Annotated in this window: 13 protein-coding genes; 8 read left to right on the forward strand and 5 right to left on the reverse strand. The window is 53.2% G+C overall.

Annotation, left to right across the window (positions count from 1 at the left end; all coding sequences use genetic code 11):
• Positions 1-47: 47 nt before the first annotated feature.
• A complete protein-coding gene (locus ACZ5BI_RS03180) occupies positions 48-785 on the reverse strand; it encodes a hypothetical protein (protein ID WP_464896635.1) in 738 nt (245 codons plus the stop codon).
• 142 nt (positions 786-927) lie between these two features.
• Between ACZ5BI_RS03180 and ACZ5BI_RS03185 the strand changes: the two genes are divergently transcribed.
• Positions 928-2,592 (forward strand): ABC-F family ATP-binding cassette domain-containing protein, encoded by a 1,665-nt coding sequence (locus ACZ5BI_RS03185; RefSeq protein WP_464896636.1) that lies wholly within the window; start codon positions 928-930, stop codon positions 2,590-2,592.
• Positions 2,593-2,645: 53 nt separating this feature from the next.
• Here ACZ5BI_RS03185 and ACZ5BI_RS03190 read toward each other — a convergent pair whose 3' ends face one another.
• Entirely contained in the window at positions 2,646-2,873 is a 228-nt protein-coding gene (locus ACZ5BI_RS03190) for a hypothetical protein (RefSeq protein ID WP_464896637.1), read from the reverse strand.
• A 51-nt stretch (positions 2,874-2,924) separates the two neighbouring features.
• On the opposite strand from ACZ5BI_RS03190, the gene ACZ5BI_RS03195 reads away from it, so the two are divergent.
• Positions 2,925-3,413, forward strand: a complete 489-nt coding sequence (locus ACZ5BI_RS03195; protein ID WP_464896638.1) for a SixA phosphatase family protein — start codon at positions 2,925-2,927, stop codon at positions 3,411-3,413.
• A gap of 126 nt (positions 3,414-3,539) precedes the next feature.
• Here the strand turns inward: ACZ5BI_RS03195 and ACZ5BI_RS03200 are convergent, their stop codons facing one another.
• A complete protein-coding gene (locus tag ACZ5BI_RS03200; protein WP_278605926.1) occupies positions 3,540-4,775 on the reverse strand; it encodes a glucose-1-phosphate adenylyltransferase in 1,236 nt (411 codons plus the stop codon).
• Positions 4,776-5,047: 272 nt separating this feature from the next.
• On the opposite strand from ACZ5BI_RS03200, the gene glgA reads away from it, so the two are divergent.
• The 5 genes from glgA to ACZ5BI_RS03225 all read left to right on the forward strand — a co-directional run bounded on the left by glgA (position 5,048) and on the right by ACZ5BI_RS03225 (position 12,427).
• The gene (gene glgA / locus ACZ5BI_RS03205; protein WP_464896639.1) at positions 5,048-6,253 is read left to right on the forward strand and encodes a glycogen synthase; all 1,206 of its coding nucleotides are present in this window, start codon (positions 5,048-5,050) and stop codon (positions 6,251-6,253) included.
• A gap of 107 nt (positions 6,254-6,360) precedes the next feature.
• The gene (locus ACZ5BI_RS03210; protein ID WP_278610874.1) at positions 6,361-7,149 is read left to right on the forward strand and encodes an ABC transporter ATP-binding protein; all 789 of its coding nucleotides are present in this window, start codon (positions 6,361-6,363) and stop codon (positions 7,147-7,149) included.
• 72 nt (positions 7,150-7,221) lie between these two features.
• Positions 7,222-8,559 (forward strand): glutamine synthetase family protein, encoded by a 1,338-nt coding sequence (locus ACZ5BI_RS03215; RefSeq protein WP_464896640.1) that lies wholly within the window; start codon positions 7,222-7,224, stop codon positions 8,557-8,559.
• A 2-nt stretch (positions 8,560-8,561) separates the two neighbouring features.
• The gene (locus ACZ5BI_RS03220; RefSeq protein ID WP_464896641.1) at positions 8,562-11,696 is read left to right on the forward strand and encodes a bifunctional [glutamine synthetase] adenylyltransferase/[glutamine synthetase]-adenylyl-L-tyrosine phosphorylase; all 3,135 of its coding nucleotides are present in this window, start codon (positions 8,562-8,564) and stop codon (positions 11,694-11,696) included.
• Between the two features lie 29 nt (positions 11,697-11,725).
• Complete coding sequence (locus tag ACZ5BI_RS03225; protein ID WP_464896642.1) at positions 11,726-12,427, forward strand: histidine phosphatase family protein; 702 nt, start codon at positions 11,726-11,728, stop codon at positions 12,425-12,427.
• A gap of 74 nt (positions 12,428-12,501) precedes the next feature.
• Here ACZ5BI_RS03225 and ACZ5BI_RS03230 read toward each other — a convergent pair whose 3' ends face one another.
• Entirely contained in the window at positions 12,502-13,206 is a 705-nt protein-coding gene (locus ACZ5BI_RS03230; RefSeq protein ID WP_024059070.1) for a DUF4191 domain-containing protein, read from the reverse strand.
• Positions 13,207-13,341: 135 nt separating this feature from the next.
• On the opposite strand from ACZ5BI_RS03230, the gene ACZ5BI_RS03235 reads away from it, so the two are divergent.
• On the forward strand, positions 13,342-14,235 hold the full coding sequence (locus ACZ5BI_RS03235) for a hypothetical protein (RefSeq protein ID WP_464896643.1): 894 nt from the start codon (positions 13,342-13,344) through the stop codon (positions 14,233-14,235).
• A 126-nt stretch (positions 14,236-14,361) separates the two neighbouring features.
• Here the strand turns inward: ACZ5BI_RS03235 and ACZ5BI_RS03240 are convergent, their stop codons facing one another.
• Positions 14,362-16,692 (reverse strand): BCCT family transporter, encoded by a 2,331-nt coding sequence (locus ACZ5BI_RS03240; RefSeq protein ID WP_464896644.1) that lies wholly within the window; start codon positions 16,690-16,692, stop codon positions 14,362-14,364.
• Positions 16,693-16,709 lie beyond the last annotated feature (17 nt).

The following is a 16,709-nucleotide window of genomic DNA, read 5'->3' on the forward strand; positions in this document are numbered from 1 at the left end:
AAGGCCTGAAACTAACAGAACTTTCCGTTCTGGCAGGGTACTAGGATTCAGCTAAGAGTCAGCCCCGGAGGATTGGGAGCTAGAGCAATGGAAATAGTAAGCTTTTCCCGAATCTTCGGGGCATAGCTGGCAACTAGCGCAGCCAAAAGCCAAGAAACACTGATGGAATCCCAGCCGGGAATAAGTGCTCGGTAACCATCCTCAGGTATTTTCGCGCTGCTGTTTTTAGGGAGGACGGAATCGCGCGAAGTGTCATCGGTTACGGAAATTCCGCAGGAGTTAATAAAAGCTATCGTTTCTCTAGCAACTTCCCCGGGTAACCGGGTATCTGCGGTGACGGATAAATTAGCGATGGTGGTCGCAGGAATGAATTCGGAATCCATCCATTGCGCAGCTGCCTGGTAGCTGCTGAAATTCGGAGTCAGCTGGGAAAAATCTGCGCTGGTAGTGGGATCAAACTGAAAAATAACTTCTGAAATCTGGAGGTGGTAAAGCTTTTCAGTAGCTTTCCAAAATGCCTCCAGCATCTGAGATATAGCAGCTGGTGAATCCGTAAAGCGGGGAGCGATAAAATATGCGGTCGCTTCAGTATGCTGCAGTCCGGGTTTTACAGTAACTTCTGCAACTTGCCAGATTTCTCCATGGTCATATCGCTGGGGAAAGTCCGCGATGAAAGTGTGCTGCCAGGCGTAGATAGCATTAACCAGCGGTTCGTTACCCTCTGTAATCTCCGGTAGGGGGCTACCGGGTTTTCCAAGTAGGGAAATATAGAAGCCGCAAAACATGGTTATTCTTCACCTCCACCTGCTCTGCTGGGGCTGGTACTCGCTCCGACCTACTCCTATCCTCGAAAATACGGGAAAGTAGCGGGGCAAGCAATAGGCTCAGCAGTTTTAACTACTGGCAGCTCCTGGGTAGAATCGCGGGGTGATTAATGCGCAAGATATGGAAGTGCGGATCGGGCAGCGGCTCTTGGTCTCCCGCACCAATTTGCGGATTGATAAAGGAATGCGAATCGGCCTAGTAGGGCGCAATGGCGCTGGTAAAACCACTACTATGCGCTTAATTGCGGCGCTAGTGGCTCTAGGTAAACATCGCTCCAGCGGTTCCCTTAGCGAGGAAGAAGCCCAAGAACTAATCGACAATATCGATTTTCAGGGCAAAGTAACTTCCTCCGGGTCGGTAGGGTATCTGTCACAAGACCCAGCAGTGGGGGTGAAACAAAAGGACGGAATTTCTCGGATTATGGCGGTGCGGGATTTGGATCGCACTTTGCGAGCAATCGAGAATGCCCAAGAAAAAATGTCCACTACCAGCGGGGAAACCCAGGCGAAGGCGATAGAAAGATACGCGCGCCTGGATGAAGAGTTTACCCGCCTAGGCGGTTATGCCGCCCGTTCGGAAGCAATGCAGATCGCCCACAACTTAGGGCTAGACCAAGGCGCGCTCACTCAGCCACTAGCCACCCTTTCCGGAGGGCAGCGCCGCCGAGTAGAACTGGCGCGGGTACTGTTTTCCCAGCCAGATGTACTACTTCTAGATGAGCCCACCAACCACTTAGACCATGACTCCATCATTTGGCTCCGCGATTTCTTGCGCACCTATGCCGGCGGCTTCGTAATGGTCACCCACTCCACGGCGCTGCTAAAAGACACCGTAAACCAGGTTTGGTACCTGGATGCCTCCCGGGCAGTGATTGACCAATACAAACTGGGGTGGGACGCCTACCTGAAGCAGCGCGCCCAAGATGAGGCACGGCGACGCCGGGAGCGGCAAAACGCCTTAGCGAAAGCACAGGCATTGCGCGAGCAAGGCGAAAAAATGCGAGCCAAAGCCACTAAGGCAGTCGCGGCGCAACAAATGCTGCGGAGAGCCGAAGAACTAGTAAAAGAAGCCGGGAACGAAACCAAAGTAGAAAAAGTTGCCCGGCTGCGTTTTCCCACTCCGCTAGCTTGCGGCAAAGTGCCACTGAATGCGCGCGGCCTCGCGAAATCCTATGGCAGCCTGGAGGTATTTAGCGGCCTAGATTTATCAATCGATCGCGGCAGCAAAGTGGTGGTACTCGGGGAGAACGGCGCGGGGAAAACGACGCTGCTACGCCTATTAAACGGAATCGAGGACGCTGACGCCGGGGAAGTTGTGCCCGGTCACGGCCTGAAACTAGGCTACTACGCGCAAGAGCACGAAACCCTAGATCCCGCCCGCACGGTGTACGAAAACATGACCGCGGCGGCTCCCGACCTAGATGAAACCCACGTACGTAACATTTTGGGACAGTTCTTATTTTCGGGTGAGGACGCTTTCAAACCCGCCAGCGTGCTGTCGGGGGGAGAAAAAACCCGGCTAGCTTTAGCCACCTTGGTGGTAAGCGGCGCGAATGTGCTGCTGCTAGATGAACCTACCAACAACCTAGATCCGGCGTCTCGGGAAGAAATCTTGCACGCCCTCGACCAATACGAGGGGGCGGTGGTGCTGGTAACCCACGATCCGGGGGCCGTTGAGGCGCTCAATCCGCAGCGGGTGTTGCTGCTCCCTGATGGGGACGAGGATTTATGGAGCGATGATTACCTGGATCTGGTGGAACTGACTTAGCTAGCAGCCGGCCTTACTCGTAATCTTGCTGGGGCTAGTGGGTAATTCGGGGACTAATCCAAAGTAGCCGTCTCGACCTCGCTAAAAGGAACCACTTTAGTGGGAAAAGAGCGATACGCCAGATATTGCCGCAAAAAATCAGCGTGTTCATCGCAGGTCAGCCAGGTTTTATGTACGGGGCGGGGAATCTTGGGGTTGCGCCACAATACCGCTTTGGTTGCCGGGTTTTCGCACCGGCGGGCTGAACAGATATTGTCTTCTGGTCCTCTAGCTAAAGCCATGTTCCTCCTTGTCCTTAGTTTTCATTCTAGAGGCTTAGCTAGGATGGAAGTATGAGCTACGAATTAACCCTGGTACGCCACGCCCAAGCTGGTTACGGCCCCGGCGACCACTCTCGTCCTTTAACCCCGGCTGGGGTGCGGCAGGCGCGAGAGCTGGGGACGTTATTGGTTAAAGAGGGAGTTGAGGTCGAGCTGATATTGCATTCTACGGCGGCTCGCGCCACCCAAACTGCCCAGCAGGTCGGTCTAGCTTACCCGAGCGCACAGCTACTGGCAGAGGACGAGCTGTATCACTGCTCCCCGGAGCGGCTACTCAGTCTAGTGGGGGAGTATGCGCCCGTAGGTGGTACAGCCATTTTGGTAGTGGGACATGAGCCGATTATCTCGATGACTGCCCAGCTTTTGGCTCCAGACAACGCCAGTGTTCCCTATGGAGTAGCCACCGCTACCGCTATTGCTTTTAAAGTTCCCGGCTTTACGGCTCTTAGCGATGGTAGCGGGGAGCCAACTGGGGTTTTTCACGCCCCACTACGCGCCTAGGCCCGGAGGCATATCCTGACATTTTCGTTGTGCCGCTACTTGGCTTAAATTGCCTAACGCACTGTTAGAGACAGTGCGGGGAGCACTTCAAAAGAAGTGCTCCCCAGCAACTTAGAGAGTTTTAGCTTAATGATCCACAATAGTTCCCTTGGGGACTACGGTGATACCGCCCTCGGAAATTGTAAAGCCCCGCTCGCGGTCTTTATCGTGATCAACGCCGATCTGTACCCCTTCTGCGACCCGCACATTCTTATCCAAGATGGCATTGTGGATCACGGCGGAGCGTTCCACATCTACACCATTCATTAACACTGAGCCGTCCACAGATGAGAAGGAATGCAAGTGCACTCGGGGAGAGAGCATGGAACGTTCCACGCGTGCCCCGGAAATAATTACCCCGGGAGACACGATTGAATCCAGAGCCATGCCGCGGCGATTCTCGTCACTAAAAGTGCTCTTGGCGGGGGGCAACCAGGCGTCTAGCTTTGTGTAGGTCGGCCAGTCAAAGTTGTAAAGGTTGAACACTGGGGATACTGAGAGCAAGTCCTGGTGGGCCTCGTAGAAGGCATCGATCGTACCCACATCGCGCCAATAATCACGGTCGCGGTCGGTAGCGCCCGGAACTTCGTTCTCAATGAAGTCATAGCAGTTCACCCCGCCATGCTTTACAAAATAGGGAACCAAATCCCCACCCATATCGTGCTTTGAATCTTCATTCTTGGCATCTTCTTCTAAAGCAGCCACCAAGTCTTTGGTAGTGAAAACGTAGTTACCCATCGACGCCAAGAACTTGGTGGGATCATCAGGCAGACCCTCGCAGGTATCGGGTTTCTCAATGAAGCGATTAATCGTTCCATTAGTTTGATCAATAACCCCGAAAGCGCTGGACAGTTCAACCGGTTGCCGAATCCCGGCGACCGTACACGGCAGGCCGGATTTAATGTGGTCATCTACCATTTGTGAAAAGTCCATGCGATAGATATTGTCCGCCCCAATAATCAGGACGTAGTCGGGATTCTCATCACGCACAATATTTAGCGACTGGTAGACCGCATCTGCGCTGCCCAAATACCAATGCTTGCCGCGCCGCTGTTGGGCGGGCACCGGGGCAACATAGTTGCTCAGCAAGTCTGACATCCGCCAGGTGGTAGCTAAGTGACGGTCTAGCGAGTGCGATTTGTATTGGGTGAGTACCACCGAGCGGAGATAACCGGAGTTCACCACATTGGAAAGCGCGAAATCGATCAAACGGTAGGTTCCACCAAAGGGAACCGCCGGTTTCGCTCTATCTAAAGTAAGGGGCATCAGGCGCTTGCCTTCGCCGCCAGCCAGAATCATTGCTAACACATTAATTTTTCCCATGACGTCAGCTTATGCCAAGCTGCAGGGCTTGCGCGGGGATTTGAGCTTGATTAATTAAAACGGTAATAGTCCGCTTACGTAGAATTTACAAAATATTAGTCTTCCCCTTTTTGTCTTGCCCCAGAATTCGGCGCAGAGACTTTCCCCCGGGATAAGCGTTTTTGGTGCGGGGTAGGAGCGAAGGATTTCCCGTTTTTGCCCCGCGCCTTCACGATTCCACTAATCTAGTAGATAGCGGCAAAATTAAAGGTCACCTAGGAAAGGATCCCCAGATGCGTGTCGATTTATTGAGTCGAGAGTACCCCCCATATGTCTATGGTGGCGCTGGCGTCCATGTAACTGAGTTGGCAAAGGTGCTGGCGGAAAGAATTGAGGTGGGGGTACATTGTTTCGATGGCTCCCGTCCCGATAGTGGCGGGAAAATCCAGGTTACCGGATACGACTATTGCCGCAAGCAGGACGGAGCGAACGCCGCGCTGCGTACCCTGGGGATCGACTTACAGATGGCGCAGCATTGCGACCAAGCCGACTTGGTGCATTCTCATACCTGGTATGCCAATATGGCTGGTCACTGGGCAAAGAAATTGTACGAGGTTCCGCATGTGGTGACGGCTCACTCTTTAGAGCCGCTCCGTCCTTGGAAACGGGAACAATTAGGTGGCGGCTATAACCTGTCATCCTGGGCAGAAGAAACTGCCTATCTAGCAGCCGATGCAGTGGTGGGGGTTTCCCACGGGATGAAGGAAGATATTTTACGTGCCTATCCGCAGATAGACCCGGATAAGGTTCATGTTATCCACAATGGTTTGGATCTAAGCGATTGGGCGCTACCTGCCGACCAGGAAGCGGTTGCCCAAACCTTAGCTAAGTACGGCATTAACCCGGATGTACCGACGGTGGTTTTCGTAGGGCGGATAACCCGCCAAAAGGGTCTCCCACACTTCTTGCAGGCGATCAAACAGATTCCGGCAGATTCTCAGGTAGTGCTATGCGCCGGGGCGCCCGACACCCCGGAGATTGAAAAAGAAGTACGCGAGTTGGTTGACGAATTATCAGCGGAGCGTAGCGGAATCATTTGGATTGAGCAGATGCTCCCGCACGACCAGCTGGTCAACATTTTGTCGGCAGCGCATGTTTTTGTTACCCCCTCGATTTATGAACCGATGGGGATTGTCAATTTGGAGGCCGCGGCAATGGAGTTGCCGGTGGTAGGGACTGCTACCGGTGGGATTCCCGATTGTATTGCCGAGGGCGAGACCGGTTATCTAGTGCCGATCGAACAGTTAACTGACGGCAGCGGTACCCCCACGAATCCAGATGAATTCCACCGGGATATGGCCGAGCGCATCACGAAGCTGGTGGAGAATCCCGAGCTGGCCAAGAAAATGGGTAAAGCTGGACGTAAACGGGTGGAAGAAAAATTTTCTTGGCAGACTGTTGCCGATAAAACTGTGGAACTATACCGCTCTTTGTTATAGAGCCAATACGCAGCTAGAAGTCTGCTAGCTGCAGCGGGGGCGAGCACTTTGGGGAAGATGCTCGCCCCCGCCACTTATCGGCAAGCACACTGGTTAAGATGGGACATATGGATACTCTGCTCCGATTAAAACACGTCAGTTTTATGCGTGGAGGAAACCCGATCCTTCAGGATGTTTCCTTCAAAACCAAACTGGGCGAGAACTGGGTAATCCTCGGCCCCAATGGGGCAGGGAAAACCACTCTAGTATCGATCCTGGCTGCGCGTAGTTATCCCTCCAGTGGGAAAGCCAAAGTTCTAGGGGAACGTCTAGGGGCAGTGCCGGTACAAGAATTGCATGAACGGGTGGGGCTGTGTTCAACGGCGGCGCTGCGGGTAATCCCGCGGTCACAAACCGTCAAGGCGCTGATTCTGTCGGCTGCTTATGGCACTATGGTGCGCGGACGGGATCAAGATTTCGAAGATATCGACTATCAGCGCCGCACAAACCTGATGGAATTATTCGGGGTGGCAGCTCTCCAAGACCGTAAGATAGCTACGCTTTCCGATGGGGAACGCCAGCGGGTGTTGATTGCTCGGGCTCTAATGGCTGATCCGGAGATCCTACTTTTGGATGAACCGGTAGCGGGGGTGGATCTGCAGGCTCGCGAACTTTTACTTTCCGCTCTCGATGAGCTCAGTTCGGATCCAAAGTCACCACAGATCGTGATGGTCACCCACCATTTGGAAGAAATACCGGCATCCTTTAATCGCGCAGCCTTGATGAAGGAAGGTAAAATCATGGCTAGCGGCGATATTGATCAGGTTCTGACCAGCGAAAATCTTTCAGAAGCATTTAGTTTGCCACTCAAATGTGGACGCAGCGATGACGGACGTTGGTGGGCGCACGCCCGGTAGTATCCGGTAACCGTCCTAGCTGGAACAAATAAAATTAAACCCCAAATATTGGTAAACAGTAAGGAAAGAATCGTGGACTCAGCGCAAGAAGATGTACTACAAAAGATTGCGGAACTGGGAGTAAAGTTCATCCGTCTGTGGTTTACCGATGTATCTGGCTCCCTAAAATCAGTGGCAATTGACCCCGCAGAACTTGAGGACGCCTTTAACGAGGGGATCGGATTCGATGGTTCCGCCATTGAGGGCTTTACTCGCGTCTACGAATCTGACATGTTGCTGCGTCCCGATGCCTCTACTTTTCAAATCTTGCCGTGGCGAGGCGAGGACGCCGAAGTCGGGCGAATGTTTTGCGATGTCTATACTCCGGATCTGCAGCCCGCCCGGTCCGATCCTCGCCGCGTACTAGAGCGGCAATTAGAGCGCGCCGCCGATCTTGGTTTTACTTTCAATATTCACCCCGAAATTGAGTTCTACCTGCTAGAGCCGCCAACTTCCTTGGATGAGCCACTGCGTCCTATTGACAATGCTTCCTATTTTGACCATGTGCCTAACGGGGGAGATAACTCTTTTCGCCGCCGAGCAGTGGCAATGCTGGAAGAAATGGGAATTTCCGTAGAGTTTTCGCATCACGAAAACGGGCCGGGGCAAAACGAAATCGATCTGCGTGCCTCCGATGCCCTGACCGGATCCGATAACATCATGACTTTCCGGATCCTGATTGAAGAGATCGCGATGCAAGATCGGATGGTGGCCACCTTCATGCCGAAGCCCATGGCGGGGCAGGCCGGCAGCGGAATGCACACCCATATGTCACTTTTCGAGGGCGAGCATAACGCTTTTTACGATGGTGCCAGCGATGTTTATCAGCTCTCTGCCACCGGACAGGCTTTTACCGCCGGGCTGCTCTCTCACGCGCGTGAATACTCGGCGGTGGTAAACCAGCACGTCAACTCCTACAAACGTCTTTGGGGCGGCTCGGAGGCGCCCTCCTATATATGTTGGGGACACAACAACCGCTCGGCGCTGGTGCGGGTGCCACTGTATAAACCAGAAAAAGCCGGCGATGCCCGCATCGAATATCGCGGAACCGATCCGGCCGCTAATCCCTATTTAGCCTATGCCGCGCTGCTGGCTGCGGGGCTAGATGGGATTGAAAAAGAAATGAAACTGCCCCTAGAAACCGAGGATGATGTTTGGCGCCTATCTGATAAGGAACGCCGCGCCCAAGGAATCCCCGCCCTACCTCTAACTTTAGAAGAAGCCGTGTCGGAGCTGCGCCAATCCGAGTTCATGGCCAAGGTATTGGGGGAGGAAGTTTTTGCCTATGTGCTGCGGAATAAAGAACGCGAATGGCGTGAATACTCGGCGCAGATAACCCGGGGAGAACTCGCAAAGTTCTTGCGAGTATAGCTATGGCTAGGAAAGTTAGTCTCGCTTCGCGCCTGCGCTCTAGCGGGGTTACCGAAGTAGCGCGCGCCGAAGGCTGGGTAAGTAGCCCGGTCTTTGCCCCGCTAGTACAAAATGAAGACTTTTGGCGGGAATTGTCAGCCTCTGCCCACCCCGACCAGGTGTTAGTGTGCTTAATCAATCTGTTAGAGGCGATAGAGGGGACGGGAGACTACCTGGCGGAGAATCCTCGCCAGCGCGCCCTGGTGATAGCTATTTGCGGAGTTTCTCGTTTTGCAGGCGATTACCTGATTAGCCATCCGCAGCTCCTGGAGCAGCTAGAAGTATCACCGCCAGAGGTATATTGGGATGGTAAACGCTATCAAGTCCGTCAAGAACTAGATTTTATTGAGCGCTACCGCGCCCAGGTGCGCCAAGAGATTTTACAGGCGGTTAATGCCCAAGAAATCCGCAATGATACCTGGATATCTCCGGAAAGTAATCTCAATGATCTGCGCCGCGCCTACCGCGCCCAGCTATTACAAATAATTGCGGAGGACGCCTCGCATCCCGATCCTTTAGCTTTCTTTTCCGTAGTAGCCGGAAAACTCAGCGCCCTAACCGACGCTACTTTAGAAGGCGCCCTCGCCCTGGCACGCGGAAAATATGATCCCGCAGGCGAGGTAGACTTCGCGGTGATTGCCCTGGGTAAAACCGGAGCGGGAGAGCTGAACTATCATAGTGACATCGACCTGATTTATGTGGCTGAGCCGGCTGAAGATGGCAGTCTCAATGAAGAAGAGGCTCTTAAGGTAGCTTCCCGCTTAGCAATCGGTATTTCGGCCGGGTGCTCCGGGCCAGGAATAGAGATGCCGCTGTGGCCAATAGATTTAGCGCTGCGCCCAGAGGGTCAAGATGGAGCTACTTGTCGCACCGTAGCCGCTCACGCCAAGTATTACCAAAAATGGGCAAAAACCTGGGAGTTTCAGGCGCTGTTAAAGGCGCGTCCGGCAGCTGGATCTCCCCGAGTGGCGGATGCCTATATGCAGGCAGTATGGCCGCTAGTGTGGACAGCAGTCGAGCGGGAAGGATTCTTCAGTGACACTCGAGCAATGCGGATTCGAGTAGAAGAATCAATCCCTAGCCCTACAGCTGGCCGAGAACTTAAACTGGGGCCGGGCGGTTTGCGCGATATCGAGTTCTCGGTACAACTGCTGCAAATGGTGCATGGACGCACCGATGAGAACCTGCGAGTGCGCCCCACGCTACAAGCGCTTGACGCTCTCGCCCAGGGCGGATATATCGGCCGGGATCCTGCCCATCAGTTGGCAGACGCCTACCGGTTTTTGCGGGTTGTCGAACACCGGATGCAAATGCAGCGGATGGCGCGTACCCATTTATTCCCGCAAAACCGTGAAGATGAGCGCCGGGTTGGCAGGTCTTTGCGTCAAGAACGTTTTGGGAAGAGCGGGGAACTCACCAGTTATTGGGAAAAGCTGAAACCACAGATCCGTGCCCTGCAACAAGATATTTTTTACCGCCCCTTGCTGCCGGCAACCGCGGGGCTGTCCAAAGCCGAGGCCGCCCTCAAACCCCAGGCGGCAGCCGATCGCCTCCGCTTGGCCGGATATCGGGACACTCGCGGAGCCCTGGGACATATTGCGGCTTTGACCGCCGGGGTTTCTCGGCGCAGCCAAATCCAGAGTCATATTCTGCCGGTGCTGCTCGGTTGGTTGGCTGAGGGGCCGTCTCCCGATGCTGGCTTGTTGCGTTTTCGTCGCCTCTCGGAAGCAATTGGGAAATCCCATTGGTATATGGGACTGTTGCGGGATTCATCCCGGGTTGCCCACCGCCTGTGTACCATTTTGTCGCTCAGTCCCTATATTGCTCAGCGTCTTGAACATGTACCGGAAGCGGTACAGTGGTTAGACGATGATGAAAAGCTCGCTACCCGCAGTTACGCTCAACTTTATGCCGAAATGGAGGCCTTGTCGCGGCGTCACCGGGACAGTTCGGCAGCGATAGATTTGATCCGTCAAACCCGGGGGCGAGAATTACTGCGTTGTGCCTTACGCGATGTGGTTAACCATTTAGATCCCATTTCTACCCAGGCGGCCATCACTGATATTAACGATGCCACCATCGCTGCCGCCAGCCAAGTAATCCTGCGCGAACTATCGGCTAAAGAGAAGGCTATTCCCCGGATCGCTCTAGTGGCGATGGGCAGAGGGGGAGGACGCGAATCTGCTTATGCCTCCGATGCTGATCTGCTAGTGGTACATTCTCCGTTAATTGATCCGCGTTGGAGCGAGCCGGGGGCAGTGGCAACAATACCGGCACCGCGGACGGAAAATACTCCTCCCGGTGCTACTTTGCGGTCTCACGCTAAACTATCCGCCCCCGAGGCTTCCCGGATTGCCGTCCTATTCGCGACGCGGCTGCAAGAAGAAATGAATCGGCCAGCTACTGCCCCCAGTTTGAAAATAGACTACGGACTGCGTCCCGAGGGCGAGGATGGAGTGCTTTCTCGCTCCTTAACGGCTCTGGGTGACTACTATGAACGTTGGGCTGAGCCTTGGGAAATACAGGCGCTACTACGTGCGCGCGCTTTTTGTGGCGACCAGGAGCTAATAACGCGTTTCGCCAAAACTATTGATCAGATTCGCTATGAACGTCCCATTAGTGAAGGAGGTATCCGGCAAATACGCCTACTTAAAGCCCGCATGGAAAATGAGCGAATTCCCGGCGGTCAGGACGCATCTTTGCATGTAAAACTGGGGCCGGGGGGACTAAGTGACGTGGAGTGGGTTGCCCAGTTATTGCAGTTACAGGGAGCGGATTCTTGTCCGCAGTTGCGGGTAACCTCAACTTTGGAAGCCTTAAAGGTAGCCGGTGAACAACGAATGCTGTCGGATGCCGATCTAAAGGTCTTGACGCAGGCCTGGAAGTTGGCATGCCGAATCCGGTGCGGAAATGTCTTGGTTACGAATCGAATGAGTGGCAATAAACTGGATTACCTACCTACCGCTGCTGCTCCTAGCTATGCCCTGGCGCGATTGCTGGGATATGCTCCCGGCAAAGAGAACGATTTGCGAGAAGACTATTTACGGCAGGCTCGCCGCGCTCGTGCGGTCATGGAGAGGGTATTTTACAATTCTTAACAAGCAAAAATAGGACGAAAGAGGAACAGATGAAACTGGTTTTGATGCGTCATGGGCAAACTAGCGCAAATCTTACTGGAGCCCTGGATACTGCCGAGCCGGGTTCGCCCCTTAATGCCGAGGGGGAGCGGCAGGCACGAGCGGCGGTAAAGACTTGGGAAGAACTCGGTCTGCCTGACCCCCAACTTATCGTGACCTCGAATCTGATTCGCACCCACCAAACGGCTCGCCCTCTGGAAGAACGATTCGCCCTAACCCGGATACAAAACGGGGGCGCCAATGAAGTGCAGGCGGGAAAACTAGAAATGGCCAGTGACCTGGCTTCAGTTGAACAATATGTGCGTACTATCGGAGCCTGGATGCAGGGAGATACCCAGGTAAGGATGGAGGGGGCAGAAAGCGGCGCAGAAATTTTGGCACGTTTTAACCGGGTGGTCGCACAGGCTGCAGATGAGGTCGGTGCTGATGGGTGCGTGGTAATTGTCGCTCATGGCGCGATTATTCGCTATTGGTCGTATATGAATAGCCCGGAGATTACTTTCGCGCTGGCTGCTACGAAACCTGTTTCCAATGCTTCGCTAACGGTTTTCGAGGGCGAGCCCGGGAACTTTTCTGCTCAGATCTGGTCTTCGCGTCCGGTAGAAGACTGGGAAGTCGACGAGAGTGTAACTGAACTGCGTCCCTCGAAAGAGCTACTAGATAAGGTACTCGGCACTCCTAAAAAAGCATAGGAAACAAGCGATAACCTGCTGAGCTAGTCTTGCTAGCGTCCTATGGGAACCGTTATCCGGTGCGGCTATATCGCTTACTTTCCGCGCAGCATCCGGCGGTTAATCTTTGCTTTGTTGGGATCGACTCCCCCGGGGAGACGATAGGCTTTATTTTGCAAAGACTGCAGCCGTTGTCCCACAATCGGAACCTCGTCCTTACTAATCTCTTTCTTCAAATGATTAATAGTTTTAAGGAGCTTGGAGATCGGAACCTGATTTTTCCCTTGCCCTGCCTGGATCTTATGAATAGGTACCGAAGGTGCCACTCGGTGACACTTGCGTTCTTGCTCATTTAGCAGCTCGGCAGCCCGCGAGGAGGGGCCTTCGGAAATAAGCACAATCCCTGGCCTACCTACCAAGCGATACACCAGGTCTTGTTTGCGGTTAAAAGCTACTGGTTCTTCTTCGACTATCCAACCGCGTTTAATAGAACGCAAAATTGCGTACACATTTCCTTTAACCCCCTCTAGCTGCTTATACATGGCGTTATTAGCCATACGGGTAAGCAGGGTAGTCGCCAGCAGCATTCCTACCGAGGCTGCAATTATGATGTAGAAGATGGTGCGTCCTATGCTCACCGAGGTGAGTAGACAGATTATCAGCACTAGCAAAGGAACCGCTAACAGGACGGCTAGCATCGCCCACCCGATCCACGGATAGGTACGTTTGGTTACGCGGTAAACATCCGCGAAGTTGTTCCACCAGTGCTTCTTTTTCTGTGGGTTATTTTGTGTAGCCATGATGCTCTAAGCCTATCGAAAAAATGCGTAAATCGTATATTGCGCGGTTATCCCCAAAGCAAAGTTGGGAAAAATGTTACTGGCGAGCGTGGATATAGCAGTGACAAATCAGGATCAAAGCACTTTAGTGGAGACATGGAAACTAAACATGCCCTAAACAATCCGACTTGTCCGCAGCGAAGTAAGCAAAAAAATATCGTGGACGCCGCCGGTAGCAACTGGATAGCCCTGGCGGTAGACGCTGAGCAAGCGGCGTTATTAAAACTGATAGTACCGCAGGGGAGAACTATTTTTCCCTGTCCCCACTTGATGGCTGATGACCAGGGAAAAAACTGGCTCCTGCGACCCGACTATCCCCAAAATCTGTTAGCGGCTAATAAAAATAGCCAACCCGCAAAATTAAAAAGCGGTAGGGGACTGGGGGCGCTAGCGCCTGACGGAAAACTGGCAAAAACAACGGGACTTAGGATCGCGACCGCACCCAGAAAAATCGGTATTGCCAGGGCTAATAGTGTCGGGAAATTTGCTGTATCTGATCCGTCAGCACAAACAAACCTAAACCCCAGCCTAGATCTGACGGCAGTGCGCAGCCCTGCGACCGACTTAAAAGTAAAAAGCCCTTTGCTCAAGCCGGCAGGTAAACCCCCGGCAGTTGCCCTTGCCGTAAGACCGGCTTTACCGGGGAAAGCTTCGTTTGCAGCAAAACCTGCGGCAGCCCCGTCCTCGGTATTTGCCCCAAAAACTGAGACAGAAAAAACAGGATCGCCGACCCGAGCGGCTGGTGGCGCTCCGGCGTCCGCAAGTGCGCCCGCCTCGGACAGCGAAACCTATCTGGTTAAACCCATGTGGGAGAGACTAAAAGCCAAGGCTAACCGGGAGACCAAGGCCAGTGAGCAGACCGATTTGGGGGATCTTGAGATTCTCACCGAGCCTGTCGCCGCCTGGAAACTGTGGTTGCGTCGCATGATACCGCCAGCTTCAGTGGCCTTACTCGTCTTAGGTTCTTGGCAGCTCGCGGTAGGCTACTAAAACCAGTCGTTGAGTCATTGCGTGAGTTAGCAGTGCCAACCGTACCCTAGCCGAATCTAGGGCACGGTTGGCATCTGGCCAAGCCGGTACGCCGCTTTGTCCAGTGCTTCGCCAGAAATAAAACAGCTACTTACTGCTATCTCGGGCAGTCTCGGTAGCAGAATCAACCGGTGCTGAAATAGTTTCCTCAGTTCCGCTTTCTGGATCGACTGAGGAATCCTCCACGCTATCTGAGGGAACCGGATGTCCCTCGGGATCTTTATAGGTTTCTTCCTCGTCGTCCCAATAGACCGGGTTGCCATGCTTATCTAGATAAGTCTGGGAGGAATAGTCATAATCAATAGGATTACCTTCGGTATCGGTGCGCCGATACCATTCAGTGAGTTCAGGGGCGGTGGAATCAAAATCTGCACCCGCTCCCTCTCCTTCTTTAGTGGGAACCACTACGATCTTGAAATCATCACCATAGCTCTTTAGGCCGCCTACTACTGCTTTAGAAAGCGCGGAACGTTCAAAATTACGTCTAATGGTGAAAGGATCCCGCGATAGATCTCGTAAGAGGGCGATGATCATGGCGGCCACAATAATCGCAAACGGCAAGGAGGTTACGATAATCAAATTTTGCATTCCCTGTAGGGCGTCTTGGCCGCCAACTAGCATGCCGACTACTGCGATACCGGCCAGGCAGAGCCCCCAGAAAACCGTGATTTTACGATCCGGAACCGGTTTACCCTGCTGAGAAAGTGAACCCATTACTACTGAAGCAGAATCGGCAGAGGTAATAAAGAAAATAGCCAAGCAGATCATGGCGATTACTGAAGTTATTTTACTGAGCGGCAAATTTCCGAGTAGGGCAAATAACATCACTTCTGCCCCTTCTTCTACAGGCATGTCTGTACCTTGAATCTGCATATACATGGTGGTTCCGCCGTAGATGCAGAAGGAAATCAAACATACCAGGGTGGGGGCAAGTAATACTCCGGTTACAAACTGACGTAAAGTCCTGCCACGTGAGATGCGGGCAATGAATAGTCCTACGAAAGGAGACCAAGAAATCCACCATGCCCAGTAGAAGACAGTCCAGGCCGAAACGAACTGTCCTGCCTCCGGCCCAAAGGAAGGAGAAGTAGAAAGCAAACCAAATAAATCGGATAAGTAGTTCATCAAAGTGGAAGGCATCAGGTTCAAGATGAACACGGTTGGGCCAGCAAAGAAGATGAACGCCATGAGGCACAAGGCTAGCCCCATGTTGATATTGGAGAGCAAGCGGATTCCGCGCGAGATTCCCGAGACCGCTGAAGCGATGAAGGCTGCTGTTAGCACCGAAATAATCAGGAACAGACCGGCATTACCGATTTTCCCGATGCCGGTAACTAGCTCGGCGCCGCGGGCAATCTGTAAGGCTCCCATACCCAAGGAGGCACAGGTACCAAAGAGGGTGGTGGTAATCGCCAACATGTCGATTATTTTTCCAATCCCACCTTGAGCAAATTTGTGTCCGAGCAGGGGCTCGAAAATGGAAGAAATCAAAGGTACCCGTCCCCGTCGGTAGGTGCCGTAAGCGATAGCGCAACCCACCAGGGCGTAAATCGCCCAGGCATTGAGCCCCCAATGCAGCATCGTTTGTGACATGGCATCATTGAGTGCCTGATAGCTTCCCGGTTTAGCGTTGGAATGGGGGGCAGGATTGGTGAAATAAATCATCGGCTCATAGGGGCCGAAGAATAGCAGCCCGATCCCCATGCCGGCGCTGAACATCATGGCAATCCAAGAACCATAGGAATACTCGGGTTCTTCGTTATCTCTGCCCAAAGGAATATTTCCATAGCGCGAAAGCCCTATGAAAATCATAAACAGCAAAATAATGGCTGCCAGAATAGAGAATAACCATCCGGTATTGTCTACCACCCATTGCAAGACCACCTCGGATACGCTGCGCAGAGAATCGGTAGAGATAAGTCCCCACAGAATAAACCCGAGAACTAAGGTGCCGGTGCATAAGAACACCACTTTGTCAGTTCGGTACTTGATGATTTGCTCATCAATGGCAATACCGCGAACCAATGCCGGATGCATTCCATGAGGATAGGGAACTTTATGTAACAGATTTTGGGTTTGCTCTTTGGCGATCCGGGTTCCACGCTTCCAGGCACTGGGGTGCGACTGCCTGGGGGGATCGGGATTAGTTTTGCTTGCGGGCTTCGCAGGGGAAGTAGTAGCTGTTCTCTTGGAGACCGGATGTTGGGAAAGCGTATTGCGCGGGTGTTCACTGTGCGACGCGAACCGGTGAACACGGTCGCGATCGGATCGTTCTAACTGGGAAATTCGGCGATCATATTTCTCCAGAAGCTGACGCAGCTCTTCCCCTCGTCCGGGGTGCTTTCCATTTGGATGTCTAGATCCGTGCGGTCGGTTTTCTATGGGCTGTTTGCGATTGTCTTTATTATTCTCAGTCATACTTGGTTTTATTCGTT

Source organism: Varibaculum sp. GTC20041 (assembly GCF_055387755.1).